The following is a 16,232-nucleotide window of genomic DNA, read 5'->3' on the forward strand; positions in this document are numbered from 1 at the left end:
CGCTCCTTGGTGGGCCTCAGGCCTTGATCTCGCCGGTGGCGAGTTCGGCGGCGAGATAGCTCGCCAGGTCGTCGATGTTCTGGTGTTCGAACAGCAGCGCCGGCGACAGGCGCTGCTCGAGCAGCTTCTCGAGATCGCCCGCGACCTGCAGCGCGACCAGCGAGTCGAGCCCGTAGGACTCGAAGCTGCGCGCCGGATCGATCTGCGCGATCGGCACGTTGAGTTGCCTGGCCAGCCGCTCGACCAGCCATTGATGGATGCCCGCCTCGGTGAGCGGGGTCGAGGAACGTTTTTCCTCGATGAAGCCGATCTTGCTGAACAGGCTCGACATGAACGCCATGATGCGTACTCCTCAGGGTTGAAGAAGGCAAGGCAAAACGAAACGATCGGGATGCGGCGCGCTCAGGCGCCGCCGGGCTCGCGCTTGCGCACGCGCTCGATCACGTCGCGGCTGGGCGAGCGCAGTTCCTCGACGATGCCGAGCCGTCCGAACAGCGCCAGCATCCAGCCCGACAGGTCCGGCTCCCACCAGTGCACGCCGTGCCGGTACCAGGCCGGGAAGGCGTGGTGGTTGTTCTGCAGGCCCTCGCCGAAGGTCAGGAAGGCCACGATCCAGTTGTTGGTGCTGTGGTCGCGCGTGTCGAACGGGCGGCTGCCGTAGCGATGGCAGATCGAGCCGACGCACCAGGCGAACTGGTTGGCGATGAACATGCGCGCGAAGCCGCCGAACATCAGGCCGCACAGCGCGCCCATCCAGCTCGCGGTGATCAGCCCGCCGGCCACGGCCGGGATCGCGAGGCCGAGCAGGACCCAGTAGAAGTAGGTGCGATTGAAGAACAGCAGGCTGCGGTCCTTCAGGATGTCCTGCGCGAAATAGCTCCAGCTCGACATCTCGGGCGACATCATCCAGGGCATGTGGGCGTGCCACAGCCCGCGCAGGCGCTCGGCGCGGCTCTCGCCCAGCAGGTTGGGCGAATGCGGGTCGCCCGGGCGGTCGCTGTAGGCGTGATGGCGCCGGTGCGTGGTGACCCAGAACAGGATCGGGCCCTGCGCGGCCATCGAACCGCAGATCAGGATCAGCGCGCGGAACAGCGGCGAGGTCCTGAAGGCGCGATGGGCCAGGAAGCGGTGGTAGCCGATCGAGACGCCGGCCATGTGCAGCACGTACATCGCGGCGAACAGCCAGGCGTCGACGCGCGTGGCGTAGCCGGCCCAGGCCAGCCAGGCCGCCGCCAGCGTACCGGCCAACGGAATCGTCATCACGCCGAAGGCGGTCATCGCCTTGATGCGGGCGCCGCGCGCGTCGAGCACGCTGACGCCGCGCACCGGCTGGTCGTCGGGGAGGGTCGGTGCGGGGGTGAGATCGAGCTGGGTCATGAAGGAATCTCCGGAAGGCGGGCGCTCAGGGCTGGGTGGCGCGGCTGCGCTCGGGGGCCGGGCGGCGCACGTCCCACACCAGGCCGAACACCGCCAGCAGCTCGATCAGGCCGCCCGACAGGTCGAGCTGCCAGAAGCGCTGGCTGGTGCGTGCGAGAGCCGGGAAGGCGTGATGGTTGTTGTGCCAGCCGCCGCCCACCGCCGGCAGGGCCAGCCAGAACACGTTGCGGCTCTGGTCGCGGGTGCGGTTCGGGCGCGGGCCGAAGCTGTGCGCGAAGGAGTTGATCGCCCAGGTGGCCTGGTCGACCAGGAAGATGCGCAGCAGGCCGCCCCACAGGAAACCCGTCAGCGCCGCGTAGCCGGTGCCGCCGATCAGCCAGCCGGCCAGCGTCGGCAGCGCCAGGCCGAGCGCGATCCACAGGAAGTAGAGGCGGTTCAGGCGCACCACCCAGCGGTCGCGCAGCAGGTCGGGGGTGAACTGGCTCCAGTTCTGCCGGCGCAGCGTGAACAGCCAGCCGACGTGCGCGTGCCAGATGCCGCGCAGGCGCCCGCCGAGATGCTCGCCGTGCAGGCGCGGCGAATGCGGGTCGCCTTCCTGGTCGGTGAAGGCGTGGTGCATGCGGTGCGTGGCGGCCCAGAACAGGATCGGCCCCTGCGCGGCCATCGAGCCGGCGATCGCGAACAGCGCCGTCACCACCGGGCCGGCCTTGAAGGCCTGGTGAGAGAAGAAGCGATGCAGCCCCGCCTCGACGCCAAGCGCGGTGACCAGGTACATCACCGCGAGCAGGCCGATCTCGAGCCGGCCGATGCCGTGCACAATCGCCAGCGCCACGGCCGCGAGCGCGCCGACGGCCGGGATCCCGACCGTGAGCCAGGCCAGGCGCCGTTCGGTGGCGCCGGTGCGATCGGCGAGCGGCGCGGGCCGCGAGGGGGAGGTTTGGGTCTGGATGTCCATGATGTCCTTCGCGGGCTCAGGCGCGTGCATGGGGATAGCTCGCCAGCGATTGCGTCAGCAGCGCGTGGCGGGTGGCGTAGCGCTGGATCTTGCCGCTCGTGGTCAAGGGGATCGCGCCCATCGGCGCGAAATGGATCAGGTGCGGCGCGGCGCCGAGCTGCTGCGTGACGCGCTCGACGATCGCCTCGCGCAGCGTCTGCAGTTCGCCCTCGGCCACCTTCTCGCCGCGCCGGAGTTCGGCCACCACGGCGATCCGCTCGCCCTGGCCGTCGTCGATCGAGAAGGCCGCCACGCCGTTCGGCCGGATCCGCGCGTCGAGCTCCTCCACCAGCAGTTCGATATCCTGAGGATAGAGATTGCGGCCCGCGTGGATGATCAGATCCTTGATGCGGCCGGTGACGTACAGCTCGCCGGCGCGCAGGAAACCGAGGTCGCCGGTGCGCATGTAGCGTTGTGCCGAGCCTTCCAGGCGCGCGTGGAAGGTCTCCTCGCTGCGCTCGGGCTGGTTCCAGTAGCCGATGCCGATGTTCGGGCCGCCTACCCAGATTTCGCCGATCGCGCCGTCGGGCAGCGCGCGGCCGTCCGGGGCGACGATCCGCACGTCGTGGCCCGGCGCCGGCGCGCCGCAGGAGGCCAGCGCCTGGGCGCGCGCATGATCGGCCGCGATCTCGCGCACCTCGCCGCGCGCCAGGCCGTCCTGGTCGAGCTCGACGAAGGCGGGCGCGGCGCCATCCACCTTGCCCGACACGAACACGGTGGCCTCGGCCAGTCCGTAGCAGGGGCCGAAGGCCTCGGCACGGAAGCCGCAGCGCGCGAAGCGCTCGGCGAAACGCTCGAAGGTGCGGCGCCGGACCGGCTCGGCGCCGCAGTAGATCGCCTCGACCGTGGACAGGTCGAGCAGCGGCAATACCTCGTCGCCGATCGCGTTGCAACAGAGGTCGAAGGCGAAGTTCGGCGCGATGGTGGTGGTGACACGATACTGCGAGAGCGCCGCCAGCCAGCGCAGCGGCTGCTGGACGAAGTGGCCGGGCGAGAGGATCACCGTCGGGAACCCCTCGTAGATCGGCTGCAGGATGCCGCCCATCAGGCCCATGTCGTGATAGGGCGGCAACCAGGTGCAACCGACGCGCTCGCGCGAGCCGCCCATCCAGCGGCTCGCGCCGTGGCAGTTGCTGAGCAGGTTGCCGTGGGTCAGCATCACGCCCTTCGGATCGGAGGTCGAGCCCGACGTGTACTGGAGCAGGGCGAGCGCCTCGCAATCGAGCACCGGCAAGGCCGGTCCGGCATCGGCCGTGTTGTATGCATATGCATGAGTATCGGCGCGAAAAAGCGCATCGGCCTCGGTCCAGGCGTCCTCCGGGAAGCCGTCCGGCAGCAGCGCCAGCACGCGCTCGCGCAGCCGGGTGAAGCGCGAATCGGTCAGGATCAGCTCGGGCTGCGAGTCGCGCGCGATCGCGCCGAGCCGCCCCAGCGCCCGCGTGCCCACCGGCGGGAACGAGGGCACCGCCACCGCGCCGGCCATCCAGACGCCGAACAGCGCGGCGATGTAGTCGATGCCGGCCTCGAACAGCATCAGCACGCGCTTGCCGGCCACGCCGCGCGCGGCGAGGTGGCGCGCGATCGCGCCGGCCTGCAGTTGCAGCTCGGCATAGCTCACGGTGCGGGTCTCGCCTTCGCCGTCCACCAGGTGGATGAAGGCGGTCTGCCCGGGCAGCGTCGCGGCGCGCAGGCGCAGCACGTCGGCCAGCGTGTCGAGGGCGTGCTCGGCCAGCGTCGCGGCGGCGCGATGGCGCGAATGGCTCGCGTCGAGCGCATCGAGCGCCGGGCTTGCGACTTCGAGATGTGTCATGTCGGCATCCTTTCCACGTAAAGCGTTGCATCGACATGCGCCACGCCAAATGCCACGGCATCGCGCGTATCGGTCCGTTCCACTGAAAATCGAATTCCCGAATCCAACCGGAACAAAATACGCAGGCATTTTCCGATTTACGTAGGATTACGTAGACGGAAATACAAACTACGCTTGCACTTAATAAAGTTATCCGGCCTTTGAAATGGCTTCATAAACTGGTTAAACGCATTTTTTCATTCCGCGGGCAAAACTCATCCGTTCCGGCCGACACGTGTGGGGACGGCGCGGCGATACGGGACGCTGGCGATCGGGGGATCGTCAGGTCCAGAGCACAGCGTGTTGTTTGACTTCGAGCTGCAACATCAGATGAGACACGTACTACGGGCCGCGCTCAAGCCGCTGGGCGCTATAACCGGTATCAGGCCGCATTCCTCGCATGGACGGGGAAACGGGGCACGCGCGAAGGCATGACGCCATCGCCTCGCATGCTCCGCTTCCCGCTCGGAACGGGTAGTGGAACGTACCGCTCAATCGTTACGGCCCTCGGCTGCTTTGTTTGCATGTATATGCATGAATGTTTATTCAAGAGAAAAACCTTGTCAAGCGCCTTTCAATGATCCGACGAATATTTTCGATATCAAAAAGAAAAGGGTTCGGCCGGTGTCCTGAAAATATTTGGAAATAAGGGGGAAGCGGCTTGTCATTGCCACGTATTAATTGTCCAGCCCGGTACATTCGGGAACCGGCTCGATAACTGGCTTGTTAATGGAACAGTTTTGACGGTGCCAGTTTGCGATGGAAGATTGGACGGGCGGCGCGATCGAATCGATCGGGATCGCGAAACACGCACGCGACATCGCGACAGGGAAAATATCGAGGCAGGGGAGGGGGCGACGTATCGCGCCGTGTTCGCCCAGGCGACGGGCGGGCGCGACCGTGTTTGATTCAGGACCTGCTCGCTTGCGGCGAGGCATCGCCGGGCGGCAGGTCCCGCATGGGGAAGATGGCCGGGCTCAGGCTTTCGCCGGCTGGATCAGGTCATGGCAGGTGGACGTTTGCGGATCGCCGGCCGGCAGCTTCCCGCACACGCCCTCGAACTGCTTCACCACCGACTTCACCGCGCCCTCGTGGCGGCCGTCCTTGTTCCATTGCACGAGCTGCGTCACCACCTTGCTCAGGGCGCGTCGATTCGCGCCGTAGAACGCATTGCGCGTTTGCCCGACCTGGTTCAGCACGCCGCTGGCGATGCCTTCGATGCGCGTGCTGTCATCGGGCGCGAGCGTCACCGCGTTGGCCAGGTAGGTGGCGCCCCAGCGCAGCCGCGTGGCCGAGCCGCTGGTTGCTTCGTAGGCCTTGCGATACCACTCGAGCGCGGCCGCCTTGTCGCCGCGCGCCTTCGCGTTCGCCGCGAGGCCGGACATGAAGTAGTAGGGCGTCGACGAGCGCGGCAGCTCGGCCTCCAGCAGCGCATCCGAATCGTCGTAGAGACCGGCGTCCGTGAGCGTGTCCGCGCCTTCGCTGACCACGGCCGCATGCTCGTAGGGATTGGTGGCCGCCTGCGTGGTCGCGCTCACCTGCTTGCGCACCGTATCGAGCAGGGGCGCCGGCAGCGGCGTGCCCTTCGGCGCGGCGAGCCGCGCCAGCGACACGCGCCCGTGCAGGGCGATGGTGCGATCGATCGCCGACAGCGAGGCATCGGTCGACAGGCGCGTGAGCGCCGCGTCGTAGGCCTGGCTCAGGCGCGCGCGTTCGGTCGCGTCCTTGGCGAGCCAGCGCACCAGGTCCGCCGGCGCGGCAACCAGCACGTCGGATTGCTCGCGGCTCAGGCGCGGATCGTTCAGCGTCGCCTGCAGGGCCGCCAGGCCTGCGGCCTTGTCGAGTTCGCCCTGCTGGGCCGGCTCGCCATCGGCGGCCGTGACGGCCGCCTTCAGCGCGAAGCGCAGCGCCTCCTTCGGCGCGTGATCGGCACGCGCATGCGCGGCCAGTGTCTGCAGAGTCTGCGCGACACGTTCGCCCGGCACCGGCAGCCCGCCATCGGTATCCCAGGAGTAATCGGCCAGCATGCGCCACTCGTCCGGCTTGAGCGCGGCGCCGTCGCGCAGCGCGGCGGCCAGCGTCTGCTTGAAGGGATGGGTGGCGTTCATGCCGAGCGAGAGCGCCTGCATGTAGCGGTCCAGGTCGGCCTCGCCCGGCAGGCGCGTGACTTCGGTGCCGTCGGGACGGAACAGGATCATGGTCGGGTAGCCGCGTACCTTGAAGCGCTCGCCGAGCTTCTGCGCGTTTTCCGCGTCGCCGTCGAGATAAACCGGCACGAAGAAGGACGAGCGGTCCTTGAACACCTGCTGGCTGAACACGGTCGCCTTCACCTGGTTGCAGGACGGGCACCACACGGCGCCCCAGTACAGCAGCAGCGGCTTGTTGCTGCGCTTGGCCCGGGCGAACGCGACATCGATGTCGCCCTGCTGCCAGGCGATGCCGGGCGGCAGGTGGACCGCCGGGCTCGCCGGCTGGGTGGCGGCGAACGAGGAGGAAAAACAGGCGCTCGCGGCAGCGAGCAGCAGGCCCATCGAGGCCTTCTTCATCGAGGTTTTCATGAGGAGATCCGACTGGTTGCGGCGCGGCGAGTGCGGCCCGGCGTCGATATTGGTCTGAAGTATCGAGACACTGAAGCAGAATCGTCGCGCGCACAAGTCCGAAAAGCCGCTTTGCATTTCGTTTCGACGCGCATATCGATATTCCGTGTCGGCTTGCTGGATGGTCGCGTGTGCAATCGCCTGGATTGTTGAAAGCGGCGAAATTCCGTGCTCGGAAATACGCCCGAATTCCTCACATCAATATGCGGAAATATCGTTTGTGCCGGGCCGGGCGCGTCGATAAAGTCTCCCCCGGTCCTTGCCGGCGTGCCGCCGGTATTCAGGATGTCTTAGAAAAATCTCGCGTGCCATTGCACGATGGCTTTCGCCCGGCGTCTCGTGATCCGGACGCGCGGCGAAGACGCGAATCAGAGGGGGCGGGCGGGCCCGGTGTCGTCACGAGCGGCGCCGGGCCGGTCAGCCGAGGGTCGTTCGGCCGATAGACGAGATCAACATGAACTCGCATGACAAGATATCCCGCGTGACCGGGTGGGGCGCGGCTGCGCTCTGCCTGTCGATCTCGCTCGCCAGCGCCGTGCCGGCGCTGGCCCGGCAAACCGTGGTCGCGTCCGCGCCGGCCGTCGCCGATGCGCCGGCCGCGGCCAGCGCCGCTGCCGCTGCCGCCGCCGTCGCAACGCCAGCCGGCGCGGCGGCATCGCCATCCACGGCCGCCGCGCCGAAATCCACCTCGCTGAAGACCTTCGTGGTGACCGGCTCGCGCATCCCGCGCACGGAGAAGGAGGGTGCCACACCGGTCACCGTCATCACCGGCAAGGATCTCGAAGCCAAGGGCTATCGCAACGTCTACGACGCGCTGCAATCGCAGACGCAGAACACCGGCTTCTCGCAGGGCGCCGACTACGGCAACACCTTCACGCCGGCCGCCAATGCCATCAACCTGCGCGGGCTCGGCGCCAATCACACGCTGGTGCTGGTCGATGGCCGCCGCGTGGCCGATTACCCGATCGCCTACGACGGCAACGTCAACTTCGTGAACCTCGCCAACATCCCCTCGGAGATGATCGACCGCATCGAGATCCTGAACGGCGCGGCCTCGGCCGTCTACGGCTCGGATGCGATCGCGGGCGTGGTCAACATCATCATGAAGAAGCACATCGACGGCATCGAGGTGAACGTGAAGGGCGGGCGCACCTGGGACGGCGGCGGCGGCAACGGCCGCCTGCAGGTATCGGGCGGCAAGGAATTCGGCGCGCTGAGCACGGTGTTCGGCCTGGAGATCAGCAAGACCAATCCGATCTGGTCGGGCCAGCGCGATTTCATGTCCTCGGCCTCGCTCGAAGGCGAGACGCCCACCACCATCTGGTCGCGCCAGAACCTCGACACGGGCGCCTACCTCGGTGGCGCCGGCGCTTGCGGCGCGCTGGGCGGCATCGGCGCGTTCGGCGGCGTCTCGACCGTCAATACCGCCAAGGGCGCGTATTGCGGCAGCGGCGGTGCCAAGCCGGCGTTCTGGACCACCCAGACCGACAACCTCAGCGAGAACCTCTACGGTGGCGTCGAGTACCGGCTCAGCGAGCTGGTCACGCTGTTCGGCTCGGTATCGACCGCCTGGAACCAGACCGAGAACAATACGCGCGGCCCGAGCTGGACCTCGGCGCTGGGCGGCACCGGCTACTTCTTCAACGATCTCACCCAGGCCAACGAAACCTGGACGCGGCGTTTCTCGCCGCAGGAGATCGGCGGCGCCTCGGTCTGGAACAAGCGCTGGGACGATTTCGCCGCCAACATGATCACCGGCCTGCGCGGCAAGCTGCCCGACAGCAGCTGGAACTACGAGCTGACCTACAGCGCCTCGGGCTACCGGAGCCGCGCGACGGTGCCGCGCCTGCGTGCCGGCATCGACAGTTACTTTCTCGGCCCGCAACTGGGCACCGCGGCCGACGGCGCGCCGATCTACGCGCCCGACCCGACGCGCTTCTCGACGCCGCTCACGCCCGCGCAATTCGGCTCGCTCTATGGCGAATCCGCAAGCCAGAACAACACCTGGACGCAGACCTTCAGCCTGGCCGCCAACGGTGACCTGTTCCGCCTGCCGGCCGGGCCGGTGCGTGCCGCCGGCGTGATCGAATACGGCACGCAGGGCTTCAGCAATTCGGTCGACCCGGCGCTGGCGCAGGGCAGCTACTACAACTCGGCCGGCATCTACGGCGCGAGCGGCAACCGCAAGCGCTACGCGGCCGCGCTCGAGCTGCGCGTGCCGATCTTCCGCCAGTTGAACGCCGATGTCGCGACGCGCTACGACGACTATTCCTTCGCCGGCACGCGCAACCACAAGTTCACCTACAACCTCGGCCTCGAATACCGGCCGCTGCGCGAGCTGCTGCTGCGCGGCAACTACGGCACCAGCTTTCGCGCGCCGGACATGAACTACATCTTCCAGAGCCCGACCAAGGGCTACTTCGAGTCGACCACCGACTATTTCCGCTGCAACCAGTCCGGCCAGTCGCTGGCCAACTGCGAATACGCGAACGTGGCGCCTGGCTCGAACTTCGTGCAGACCGGCAATGCGCAACTGAAGCCGGAAAACGGCAAGTCCTGGGGCGCGGGGTTCGTGCTCGCGCCCACGCCCGATATCGACCTGTCGGCCGACTACTACAACATCCGCATCGACAACCTGGTCACCAACATCGATCCCGACAACCTGCTGCGCACCGAGGCGGCCTGCCGCGAAGGACGCCTGAGCGCGGCCTCGCCCGATTGTGTGGATGCGCTGGCGCGCGTGGTTCGCAATCCGCTCACGGCCGTGCTCGATCCCGGCGCGATCAACACCATCCTGATCAACCCGATCAACGCGGCGATGGAGAAGACCACCGGCTTCGACCTGAGCGGCAAGTGGCGCTTCCGCCTGCACGGCATCGGCAATTTCCTGCTGGCGGCGAACTACACCAAGGTGCTGAGCCTGCGCTACCAGCAGTATGCCAACAGCCCCGTGCAGGACCTGTTGCATTCGCTGAACAACCCGACCGGCAACCCGGAATGGCCGGACAAGCTGATGCTGAGCCTGACCTGGTCGATCCCGAAGTGGACCTCGACGGTGCAGGTGGAGCGCTACGGCAAGGTGCCCAACGCCGCGCAGACCGCCTACCTCACGCCCACCACGCTGGCCAACCTGAGCCTGTCCTACCAGTTCACGCGCGATACCTCGCTGACCTTCGTGATGAACAACGTGTTCAACACCATCAAGCACGACGATTCGGCCGGCTGGCCGTATTACACGGTCGGCTACTACCTGCCTTACGGGCGCACGCTGTGGCTGGAGTTCAGCCATCGCTTCAGTTGAGCGGGCGGCGGGACGGCAGCAAGCCGGCGAGCGCAATCCCGGTGCCTGAGCCGCCATGCGATGCTTCGGCACCGGGTGGCGCTCATCGCACCGTCGCGCAGGCGCGGTTGCCGGGCACCACGGCCAGGCCGCTCGACCAGTTGGCACCGGCCAGCAGCAGCACGCGCGCGCTGATGCGGTTCTCGGCCGGATCCAGGGAGAGCAGGCCGGACTGCCCCTCGGAGGTATAGCTGGGATTGAACAGGACCCTGTAGCCGTCCTGCGCGACGCCGCTGTTGGTGAAGGAGAACACGTCGTCGGGCGCGGCCAGCGACTGGGTCACGGCCAGCGTCGCCACGTCGACCACGAACAGGCCGTTCTGGTGGGAGGAAAAGTCGGCCTGGCCGTTGGCCACGTACAACTGCTGGCCATCGGGCGAGATCGACAGGCTCGCCGGATAGCCGTTGTTGACGCTCGAGGTGTCGATGGTCGCGGGCAGCGTGTCGGTTTGCGCCTCGATCACGATCTACTTGAGCGACTGCAGCGTGCCGGCATCGAGCACGTTGACCACCGCATCGCTCTTGTAGATGCCGCCGGTGCCAGGCACGGGCGGCTGGTGCGTCTGGTTGCCGTCGGTATAGAGCTTGCCGGAGCCGACCGGCAAGGCGAAGCGCCCGTGGTGCTGTTGGCGCGGACCGGCGTGGCCACCACCCGGTTGTTGGCGGTGTCGATCGCGAACAGCGTGGCGGTGGTGGTCGGCCTGAACGACGTGACGCCATATGGCTACGGACGCGCCGAGACCATGCAGTGCCAGGTGCGCTTCTCGGCTGCGGGCAAGCTGCTGCGCCTCGGCCTGCGCGCCGTCACCGGCTTCGACCTGCTGCATGCCTGGCTCAATCGCTCGGCCGTCCACGTCTGGTACGAGGGCAAGGACAAGCCGCTGTCGCGGCATCGTTCGCAATACGTGCCGGTGGAGCCGGGCTCGCTGGTGACGGGCTTCCACAGCTACGGCGCGCGCGTGACGCCCGAGGCCATCACGTTCTACCTCGACCGCCGCCCGGTATGGCGCACGCCGACGCCGCCCGAGCACCGCCTGCCGCTGTTTCCGCTGCTGAACCTGGCGCTCGGCTCGGGCTTCTCGATCAAGGACACGCCGAATCCCTCGGTGCTGCAGGTCGGCCGGGTGCGGATCTACGAAGCCGAGCCGGCGCGGGCGGCGCGCTGCCCGGCTGCCGCGCCTTGAACCTCGGTTGAACCACGTCGCCCTGATAGGGCGCTCCAATTGGCGCCTTAGGTAATCCCCATTTGACGCTCGGGGCGGCAAACCAGATGATTCAGCCAGCGCCCGGCATCCTCGGCCGACCCCCATCGAGGCACTGACAGAGGCGCCAGAATCAGGAGACACGCGCCATGCTGGATGCCCGCATCAAGGAGCAGCTGAAAGACAAGCTGCTTCGCTACCAGACGCAGGCGGTCGAGATTGCCGCCGCGTTCGACCCAGGCGCCGAGTCGGCGAAACTTCGCGAACTGCTGGATGAAATCGTTTCCGTGTCGGCACGGCTGACGCTGGTCGAGTCGACCGGGGACGACATGGCGGCACCTTCGTTCTCGATCGGCGCGCCCGGCGAGGCGCCGCGCATCCGCTTCTGCGGCGTGCCCACCGGCAGCGAGTTCACCTCGGTGGTGCTGGCGATCCTGCAGGTGGGTGGCCACCGCCCGAAATTCGACGAGGCGCTGCTCGCGGGCATCGCGGCCCTGGGCGGCGACTACGCCTTCGACACCTTCGTTTCTCTGACCTGCCCCTATTGCCAGGAAGTGGTGCAGGCGCTCAACGGCATCGCGGCGCTGAACCCCGGCATCCGCCATCGCGTGATCGATATCGGCCTGTTCCCGGAGGAAGCCCGCGCGCTCGGCATCGAGGTGGTGCCGACCCTCCTGATGAACGGGGAATGGTTCGGCGAAGGCCGCACCACGGCCACGCAGATCACCGCGCGCCTGACCGGGATCGAGGCCGACATGCGGGAAGCGCTGCGCGCGGCGGGCATCGCGCCCTGACACCTAGCTCGGCATCTGCCCGAAGGGATGGCGCGCGCGGTGCTCGGCCTGCTTCATCGCGGCGAACGACAGCAGCCGCACCGTGTAGGCCTGGCCCGCTTCCTCCAGCGCCCAGTGAACCCGCATGTCGCGCGCGAGCCCCTGGCCGCGATCGGGCGAGCGTTCGAACACCGTGACGGTGGGAAGCTGGGCGGGGCTCATGGTGGCGTCTGCCTGGTTGTCGGTCGCGCATATCCGATCGACGTTCGGGATCGGGCTGGATCGACATCGCCGGAAAAATTATTTCAGTCGGCTCATTCCAAACAATTCCTCCCGCTGCTGTTCGCATCGAAACGGTCTGGTTCGATTCTCCATACTCGCCGCGTTTGTTTTCCGTCAATTGCGTCAATCACGGAATCTGATTCGCTGATTGCCCACTCACTATTTCGCTGCGCGATCATATGCGCAAAAACCAAACAAATGCCTTTCAAAAACAATACGTCCTGTAATAGGATTGAGCGGCAGTCAGGTATTTGTAAACATAGATATTCGTTGAGAGAGAGGGCCGATCATGACCACGCTGTACATCACGGCGGCGCCGATAGGCGCTGTTCCCAAGTTTCTCGATCCACTTGAAGCGACCTTTATTCCCGCTTTCCTGCTGGAAGGATTTTTCGATGCCGGCCAGCGCACCAGGATCCTGGCCGACCTGAAGGCGGACGGCTGGGAAGTGGTGCCGGCGGGCGGCCTTCTGCTGCAGTCCGGGCATGCCTTTCCGATCGCCGAAAGCCTGCTGCCAGGCGGCGCCCAGGGCGACTCGCTGCGCCAGGCGCTGAGCCAGGCGCACTGGTCGCCGCGCGATGGCGCCTGGCATCCGTCGCAGGCTTCGCATCAAAATGCCGCGCGATTCCCCAAGCAATGGCTGGTCGATGTTTCCAATAAACTGGCGCGGCGCATCGTATTGCAATTGACCACCTATGGCTGGATCGTTTCCAATCAGGGCGATTTGATCTGGGAACACGCGAGCCAGCACAATTACCTGCCGCCTTCATTAATCGAAATGATTCAAAAGGAATCGCCGGCATTATTGACGCATCTGGAAAATGCCGGTTGGACCCTATGTCCGGTCGGTTATTGGCAGGCCGGCAAGGCGCGCTCGCCTTATCTGCCGATCACGCCCGATGCGATTACCGAGGAAACCATTCGCTCGATGCAGGAAGGCGCGGCGGTGGTGCATCTGCATACGCGGGACCTGAGCGACCGCCGGCGCATCGAGATTCCGGGGCTGGGCGCGGTGACGGTCGGCTCGCAGCGCAACCAGATCGTGCTCGACGATTACGACGAGATCGTGCCGATGGTGAAGAAGCGCGAGCCGGGCGCGATCCTGAACCTGTCGACCAGCGTGCGCGGCGATCGTCACGGCGCCCGCAGCACGCTGCGCCGCGCCCACCTGAAGTTCTACGACGACGCGGGATCGATCCCCGAGGTGGCCTCGCTGAGCCCGGCCGCGGTGGTGTTCCAGGGCGGCGGCGGCTACGACAACGCACCGGATTTCCTCGACGCCCAGTTCGCCCATTTCGAGGAAGTCGGCACGCGTCCCGAGGTGGAGGTGTTCAACCACGCGATCGTCGACAACGCCACCTCGCTGTACCGCGATCGGCTGCTGCGCACCGGCAAGCCGGTACTGTTCATGCTGGTGGCCGGCGTCGATCAGTACCGGCGCGATCCGATCAGCGGCGAGGTGGAGGACGATTCGCTGATCGCCTCGGCGGTGCGCGAGGAGATCGCCGGCCTGCTGGCCGCCGAGAATGCGCAGTCGCACCAGCGTGCGGTCGAGCTGGCGGTCGAGCAGTTGCGCCCGGTGGTCGAGCGGCTGCGGGCCAGCTTCCCGGTCTCGAAGGTCTCGATCCTGCTGCCGGGGCCGATGCAGAACCTGCTGGTCGACGTGGCGCTGGCGCTCAAGCTCGACGGCATCCGCGTCGGCCTCGAGGACGGCCTGACCGTCAACGACGCGCGCGTGCCCGGCGGCGTGCGCAAGGCGCGCGGCACCTGGGAGCAGGTCAGCCTGCTGCGCGAGGAACTGCTCGGCAAGGGCGCGAAGATCCTCACGGCGGCCCAGGTGCGCGACATGTTCGGCCTTGGCCACAAGCCGGCCGTGCAGCGCGAGCGCCAGGCCGCGGCGGGCTGAGCGGGCCATGGCGATTTACCGACTTGGCGAGCGCGTGCCGTCGATCGACGACAGCGCCTTCGTGGCCGATACCGCGGCCGTGATCGGCGACGTGCGGCTCGCCGCCGATACCAGCGTCTGGTTCGGCGCCGTGCTGCGCGGCGATACCGAACCCATCGTGATCGGCGAGGGCACCAACGTGCAGGACGGCGCGGTGCTGCATACCGAGCGCGATCGTCCGCTGCGGGTGGCGGCCCACGTCACGATCGGCCACCAGGTGGTGCTGCACGGCTGCACGATCGGCGACTACAGCCTGATCGGCATCCAGGCAGTGGTGCTCGACGGCGCGGTGATCGGCCGCCAGTGCCTGGTGGGCGCGGGCGCGATCGTCACGGCCGGCACCGTGGTGCCGGATCGCTCGCTGGTGCTGGGCGCCCCGGCCAAGGTGGTGCGGGAGCTCTCGGAGGCGGAACTCACGCGCTTGCGCGGCAATATCGAGTTCTACGCCGATCAGCGGCGGCCGCAGTACCTGCGCGAGCTGGTGAGGCTGGATCGGTGAGCGCCGGGCTGCCCGCCTGAGCGGGAAGGACGGCGCAAGGCCGGCCCAGGCCGGATCGAGATCGGCGCGCGACGGTATCGTCGCGCGCCGATTCTTCATGACGGGGCGGCGCCCGGATCCACTCAGCGTCCGCCGATGCCGTCCGCCGGACCCGGCACCGAGGCCCGGCGCGCGGCGTCCGCGTACAGCAGATGGCCGGCGAGTTCGAGCGCGAGGCCCAGCACCACCCCGCAGCCGGCCACCAGCAGGCCGACCCGCTGGAACGGCATCAGGTCGGCCAGCCAGCCCGACAGCAGCGCGAAGGCGATCAGCAAGCCGGTGCCGATCGCGTTGCTGCCCGCGGTCAGCGTGACGATGTCCTCCGGTTCGCTGGCCTGGATCAAGCGCGACTGCGCGGCCGTGAAGGCCAGCTCGAACAGGAAGATGAAGCCGAAGTAGAGGCCGAGCATCTGCGCGCGCGTGTGCGCGAGCGTGGCCGCGTAGACGCTGGCCGATGCCAGCAGGTTGACGCAGAAACCGAAGCCGCCGAGCCTGACCAGCCGCGGAATCAGCGAGACCGCCAGCGCGCCGAGCACGATCGCGATGCCGCTGACGATCTGCAACTGCATCACGGCGGTATCGGACAAGGACATCGCGCGAATCGGCAGGATGGTCCGCGCCGCGTTGTGGAAGCCCTGGAACACGCCGGTGGCGATGCACAGATAGCCGAAGGCGCGGAACAGCGCGCGATGCCGGGCCGCCGCGCCCACCGCGGAGGCGATCACGCCGCGGCGCACCGGCACGGCGCGGCGCTGCGGGCGCACGTCGGGCAGCAGGGCGTAGCAACTGGCGGAAAACGCGAAGGTCGCGGCGCTGATCGCGGCGACGCCGAGCAGCGAGACGCGGCTCACCAGCATGCTGCCGAGCACGCCGCCCAGCACCCCGCCCAGGTAGTAGGAGAGATTGAAGGTGGACGAGGCCAGCTCGAGCTGGCGCCCCTCGAACAGATACTTGACCAGCACCACGCGGCTGGTCTTGGTGATGGCCTCGACGAAGCCGCGCAGCAGGAAACAGCCGAGCACCGGCACCACCCAGCCGTGCATCAGCAGCAGCCCGATGCTCAGCGACAGCACGGCGCCGCCGAGGTCGCTGGTGACGATCGCGCGTCGCAGCCCGACCGTTTCGCAGATCCGGCGGATGGTGGAGACCAGCAGCACCGGCAGGATCCACTGGAACGCGAACACCGAGGCGGCCCCCACGCCGGAGCCATGCACCCGGATCAGGTTGGCCGATACCGCCAGGAGCAGGAAGAAGGTACCGGTGGCGCTGACCAGCATCGCCAGCCACAGCAACAGGAAATGCCGGTTGCGCGCCAGAAGCAGCCAATCTTGCATGA

Annotated in this window: 13 protein-coding genes and 1 pseudogene; 5 read left to right on the plus strand and 9 right to left on the minus strand. The window is 67.4% G+C overall.

The genetic code is table 11. The features are described 5' to 3' along the window. Positions 1-16 precede the first annotated feature (16 nt). The 5 genes from FB600_RS10575 to FB600_RS10595 form a co-directional block, all read right to left on the minus strand. Positions 17-340 (minus strand): acyl carrier protein, encoded by a 324-nt coding sequence (locus FB600_RS10575; protein ID WP_013697992.1) that lies wholly within the window; start codon positions 338-340, stop codon positions 17-19. 62 nt (positions 341-402) lie between these two features. Beyond that, on the minus strand, positions 403-1,377 hold the full coding sequence (locus FB600_RS10580) for an acyl-CoA desaturase (protein ID WP_013697993.1): 975 nt from the start codon (positions 1,375-1,377) through the stop codon (positions 403-405). Between the two features lie 25 nt (positions 1,378-1,402). Next, positions 1,403-2,332: an acyl-CoA desaturase gene (locus FB600_RS10585; protein WP_036053463.1), complete on the minus strand. Its 930-nt coding sequence runs from the start codon at positions 2,330-2,332 to the stop codon at positions 1,403-1,405. Positions 2,333-2,348: 16 nt separating this feature from the next. Beyond that, complete coding sequence (locus tag FB600_RS10590) at positions 2,349-4,181, minus strand: fatty acyl-AMP ligase (RefSeq protein WP_145756842.1); 1,833 nt, start codon at positions 4,179-4,181, stop codon at positions 2,349-2,351. 1,016 nt (positions 4,182-5,197) lie between these two features. Then, entirely contained in the window at positions 5,198-6,778 is a 1,581-nt protein-coding gene (locus FB600_RS10595; protein ID WP_145756841.1) for a thioredoxin family protein, read from the minus strand. 493 nt (positions 6,779-7,271) lie between these two features. Here FB600_RS10595 and FB600_RS10600 point away from each other — a divergent pair, with 493 nt between their 5' ends. Then, positions 7,272-10,118 (plus strand): TonB-dependent receptor domain-containing protein, encoded by a 2,847-nt coding sequence (locus FB600_RS10600; RefSeq protein WP_145756840.1) that lies wholly within the window; start codon positions 7,272-7,274, stop codon positions 10,116-10,118. Positions 10,119-10,200: 82 nt separating this feature from the next. On the opposite strand, the gene FB600_RS10605 is transcribed toward FB600_RS10600, so the two are convergent. Both FB600_RS10605 and FB600_RS37165 read right to left on the minus strand, forming a co-directional pair. Then, positions 10,201-10,620 (minus strand): hypothetical protein, encoded by a 420-nt coding sequence (locus FB600_RS10605; protein ID WP_145756839.1) that lies wholly within the window; start codon positions 10,618-10,620, stop codon positions 10,201-10,203. Between the two features lie 3 nt (positions 10,621-10,623). After that, a complete protein-coding gene (locus tag FB600_RS37165) occupies positions 10,624-10,761 on the minus strand; it encodes a hypothetical protein (protein WP_164467536.1) in 138 nt (45 codons plus the stop codon). Between the two features lie 12 nt (positions 10,762-10,773). Between FB600_RS37165 and FB600_RS37170 the strand changes: the two genes are divergently transcribed. Beyond that, positions 10,774-11,340 (plus strand): hypothetical protein, encoded by a 567-nt coding sequence (locus tag FB600_RS37170; RefSeq protein WP_181164144.1) that lies wholly within the window; start codon positions 10,774-10,776, stop codon positions 11,338-11,340. 167 nt (positions 11,341-11,507) lie between these two features. Further along, positions 11,508-12,152 (plus strand): thioredoxin family protein, encoded by a 645-nt coding sequence (locus tag FB600_RS10615; protein WP_096748916.1) that lies wholly within the window; start codon positions 11,508-11,510, stop codon positions 12,150-12,152. A 6-nt stretch (positions 12,153-12,158) separates the two neighbouring features. Here FB600_RS10615 and FB600_RS10620 read toward each other — a convergent pair. Next, positions 12,159-12,353 (minus strand): annotated as a pseudogene (locus tag FB600_RS10620) (glutathione S-transferase family protein); the annotation flags it as partial. 349 nt (positions 12,354-12,702) lie between these two features. Here FB600_RS10620 and FB600_RS10625 point away from each other — a divergent pair. After that, positions 12,703-14,319, plus strand: coding sequence for a 3-keto-5-aminohexanoate cleavage protein (locus tag FB600_RS10625; protein ID WP_145756838.1), 1,617 nt, complete (start codon positions 12,703-12,705; stop codon positions 14,317-14,319). A gap of 7 nt (positions 14,320-14,326) precedes the next feature. Further along, the gene (locus tag FB600_RS10630; RefSeq protein WP_036051522.1) at positions 14,327-14,857 is read left to right on the plus strand and encodes a gamma carbonic anhydrase family protein; all 531 of its coding nucleotides are present in this window, start codon (positions 14,327-14,329) and stop codon (positions 14,855-14,857) included. A gap of 122 nt (positions 14,858-14,979) precedes the next feature. Here the strand turns inward: FB600_RS10630 and FB600_RS10635 are convergent, their stop codons facing one another. Continuing rightward, positions 14,980-16,230 (minus strand): MFS transporter, encoded by a 1,251-nt coding sequence (locus FB600_RS10635; RefSeq protein WP_127837600.1) that lies wholly within the window; start codon positions 16,228-16,230, stop codon positions 14,980-14,982. Between the last annotated feature and the right edge of the window lie 2 nt (positions 16,231-16,232).

Source organism: Burkholderia sp. SJZ089 (genome assembly GCF_007828315.1).
GTDB lineage: Bacteria > Pseudomonadota > Gammaproteobacteria > Burkholderiales > Burkholderiaceae > Burkholderia > Burkholderia gladioli.

Bases quoted from the DNA above. Each gene is read 5' to 3' on its own strand.
- FB600_RS10635 (WP_127837600.1), bottom strand. From the start codon at position 16,230: ATGCAAGATTGGCTGCTTCTGGCGCGCAACCGGCATTTCCTGTTGCTG.
- FB600_RS10595 (WP_145756841.1), bottom strand. From the start codon at position 6,778: ATGAAAACCTCGATGAAGAAGGCCTCGATGGGCCTGCTGCTCGCTGCC.
- FB600_RS10625 (WP_145756838.1), top strand. From the start codon at position 12,703: ATGACCACGCTGTACATCACGGCGGCGCCGATAGGCGCTGTTCCCAAG.
- FB600_RS10575 (WP_013697992.1), bottom strand. From the start codon at position 340: ATGGCGTTCATGTCGAGCCTGTTCAGCAAGATCGGCTTCATCGAGGAA.
- FB600_RS10585 (WP_036053463.1), bottom strand. From the start codon at position 2,332: ATGGACATCCAGACCCAAACCTCCCCCTCGCGGCCCGCGCCGCTCGCC.
- FB600_RS10590 (WP_145756842.1), bottom strand. From the start codon at position 4,181: ATGACACATCTCGAAGTCGCAAGCCCGGCGCTCGATGCGCTCGACGCG.
- FB600_RS10615 (WP_096748916.1), top strand. From the start codon at position 11,508: ATGCTGGATGCCCGCATCAAGGAGCAGCTGAAAGACAAGCTGCTTCGC.
- FB600_RS10600 (WP_145756840.1), top strand. From the start codon at position 7,272: ATGAACTCGCATGACAAGATATCCCGCGTGACCGGGTGGGGCGCGGCT.
- FB600_RS10580 (WP_013697993.1), bottom strand. From the start codon at position 1,377: ATGACCCAGCTCGATCTCACCCCCGCACCGACCCTCCCCGACGACCAG.
- FB600_RS10630 (WP_036051522.1), top strand. From the start codon at position 14,327: ATGGCGATTTACCGACTTGGCGAGCGCGTGCCGTCGATCGACGACAGC.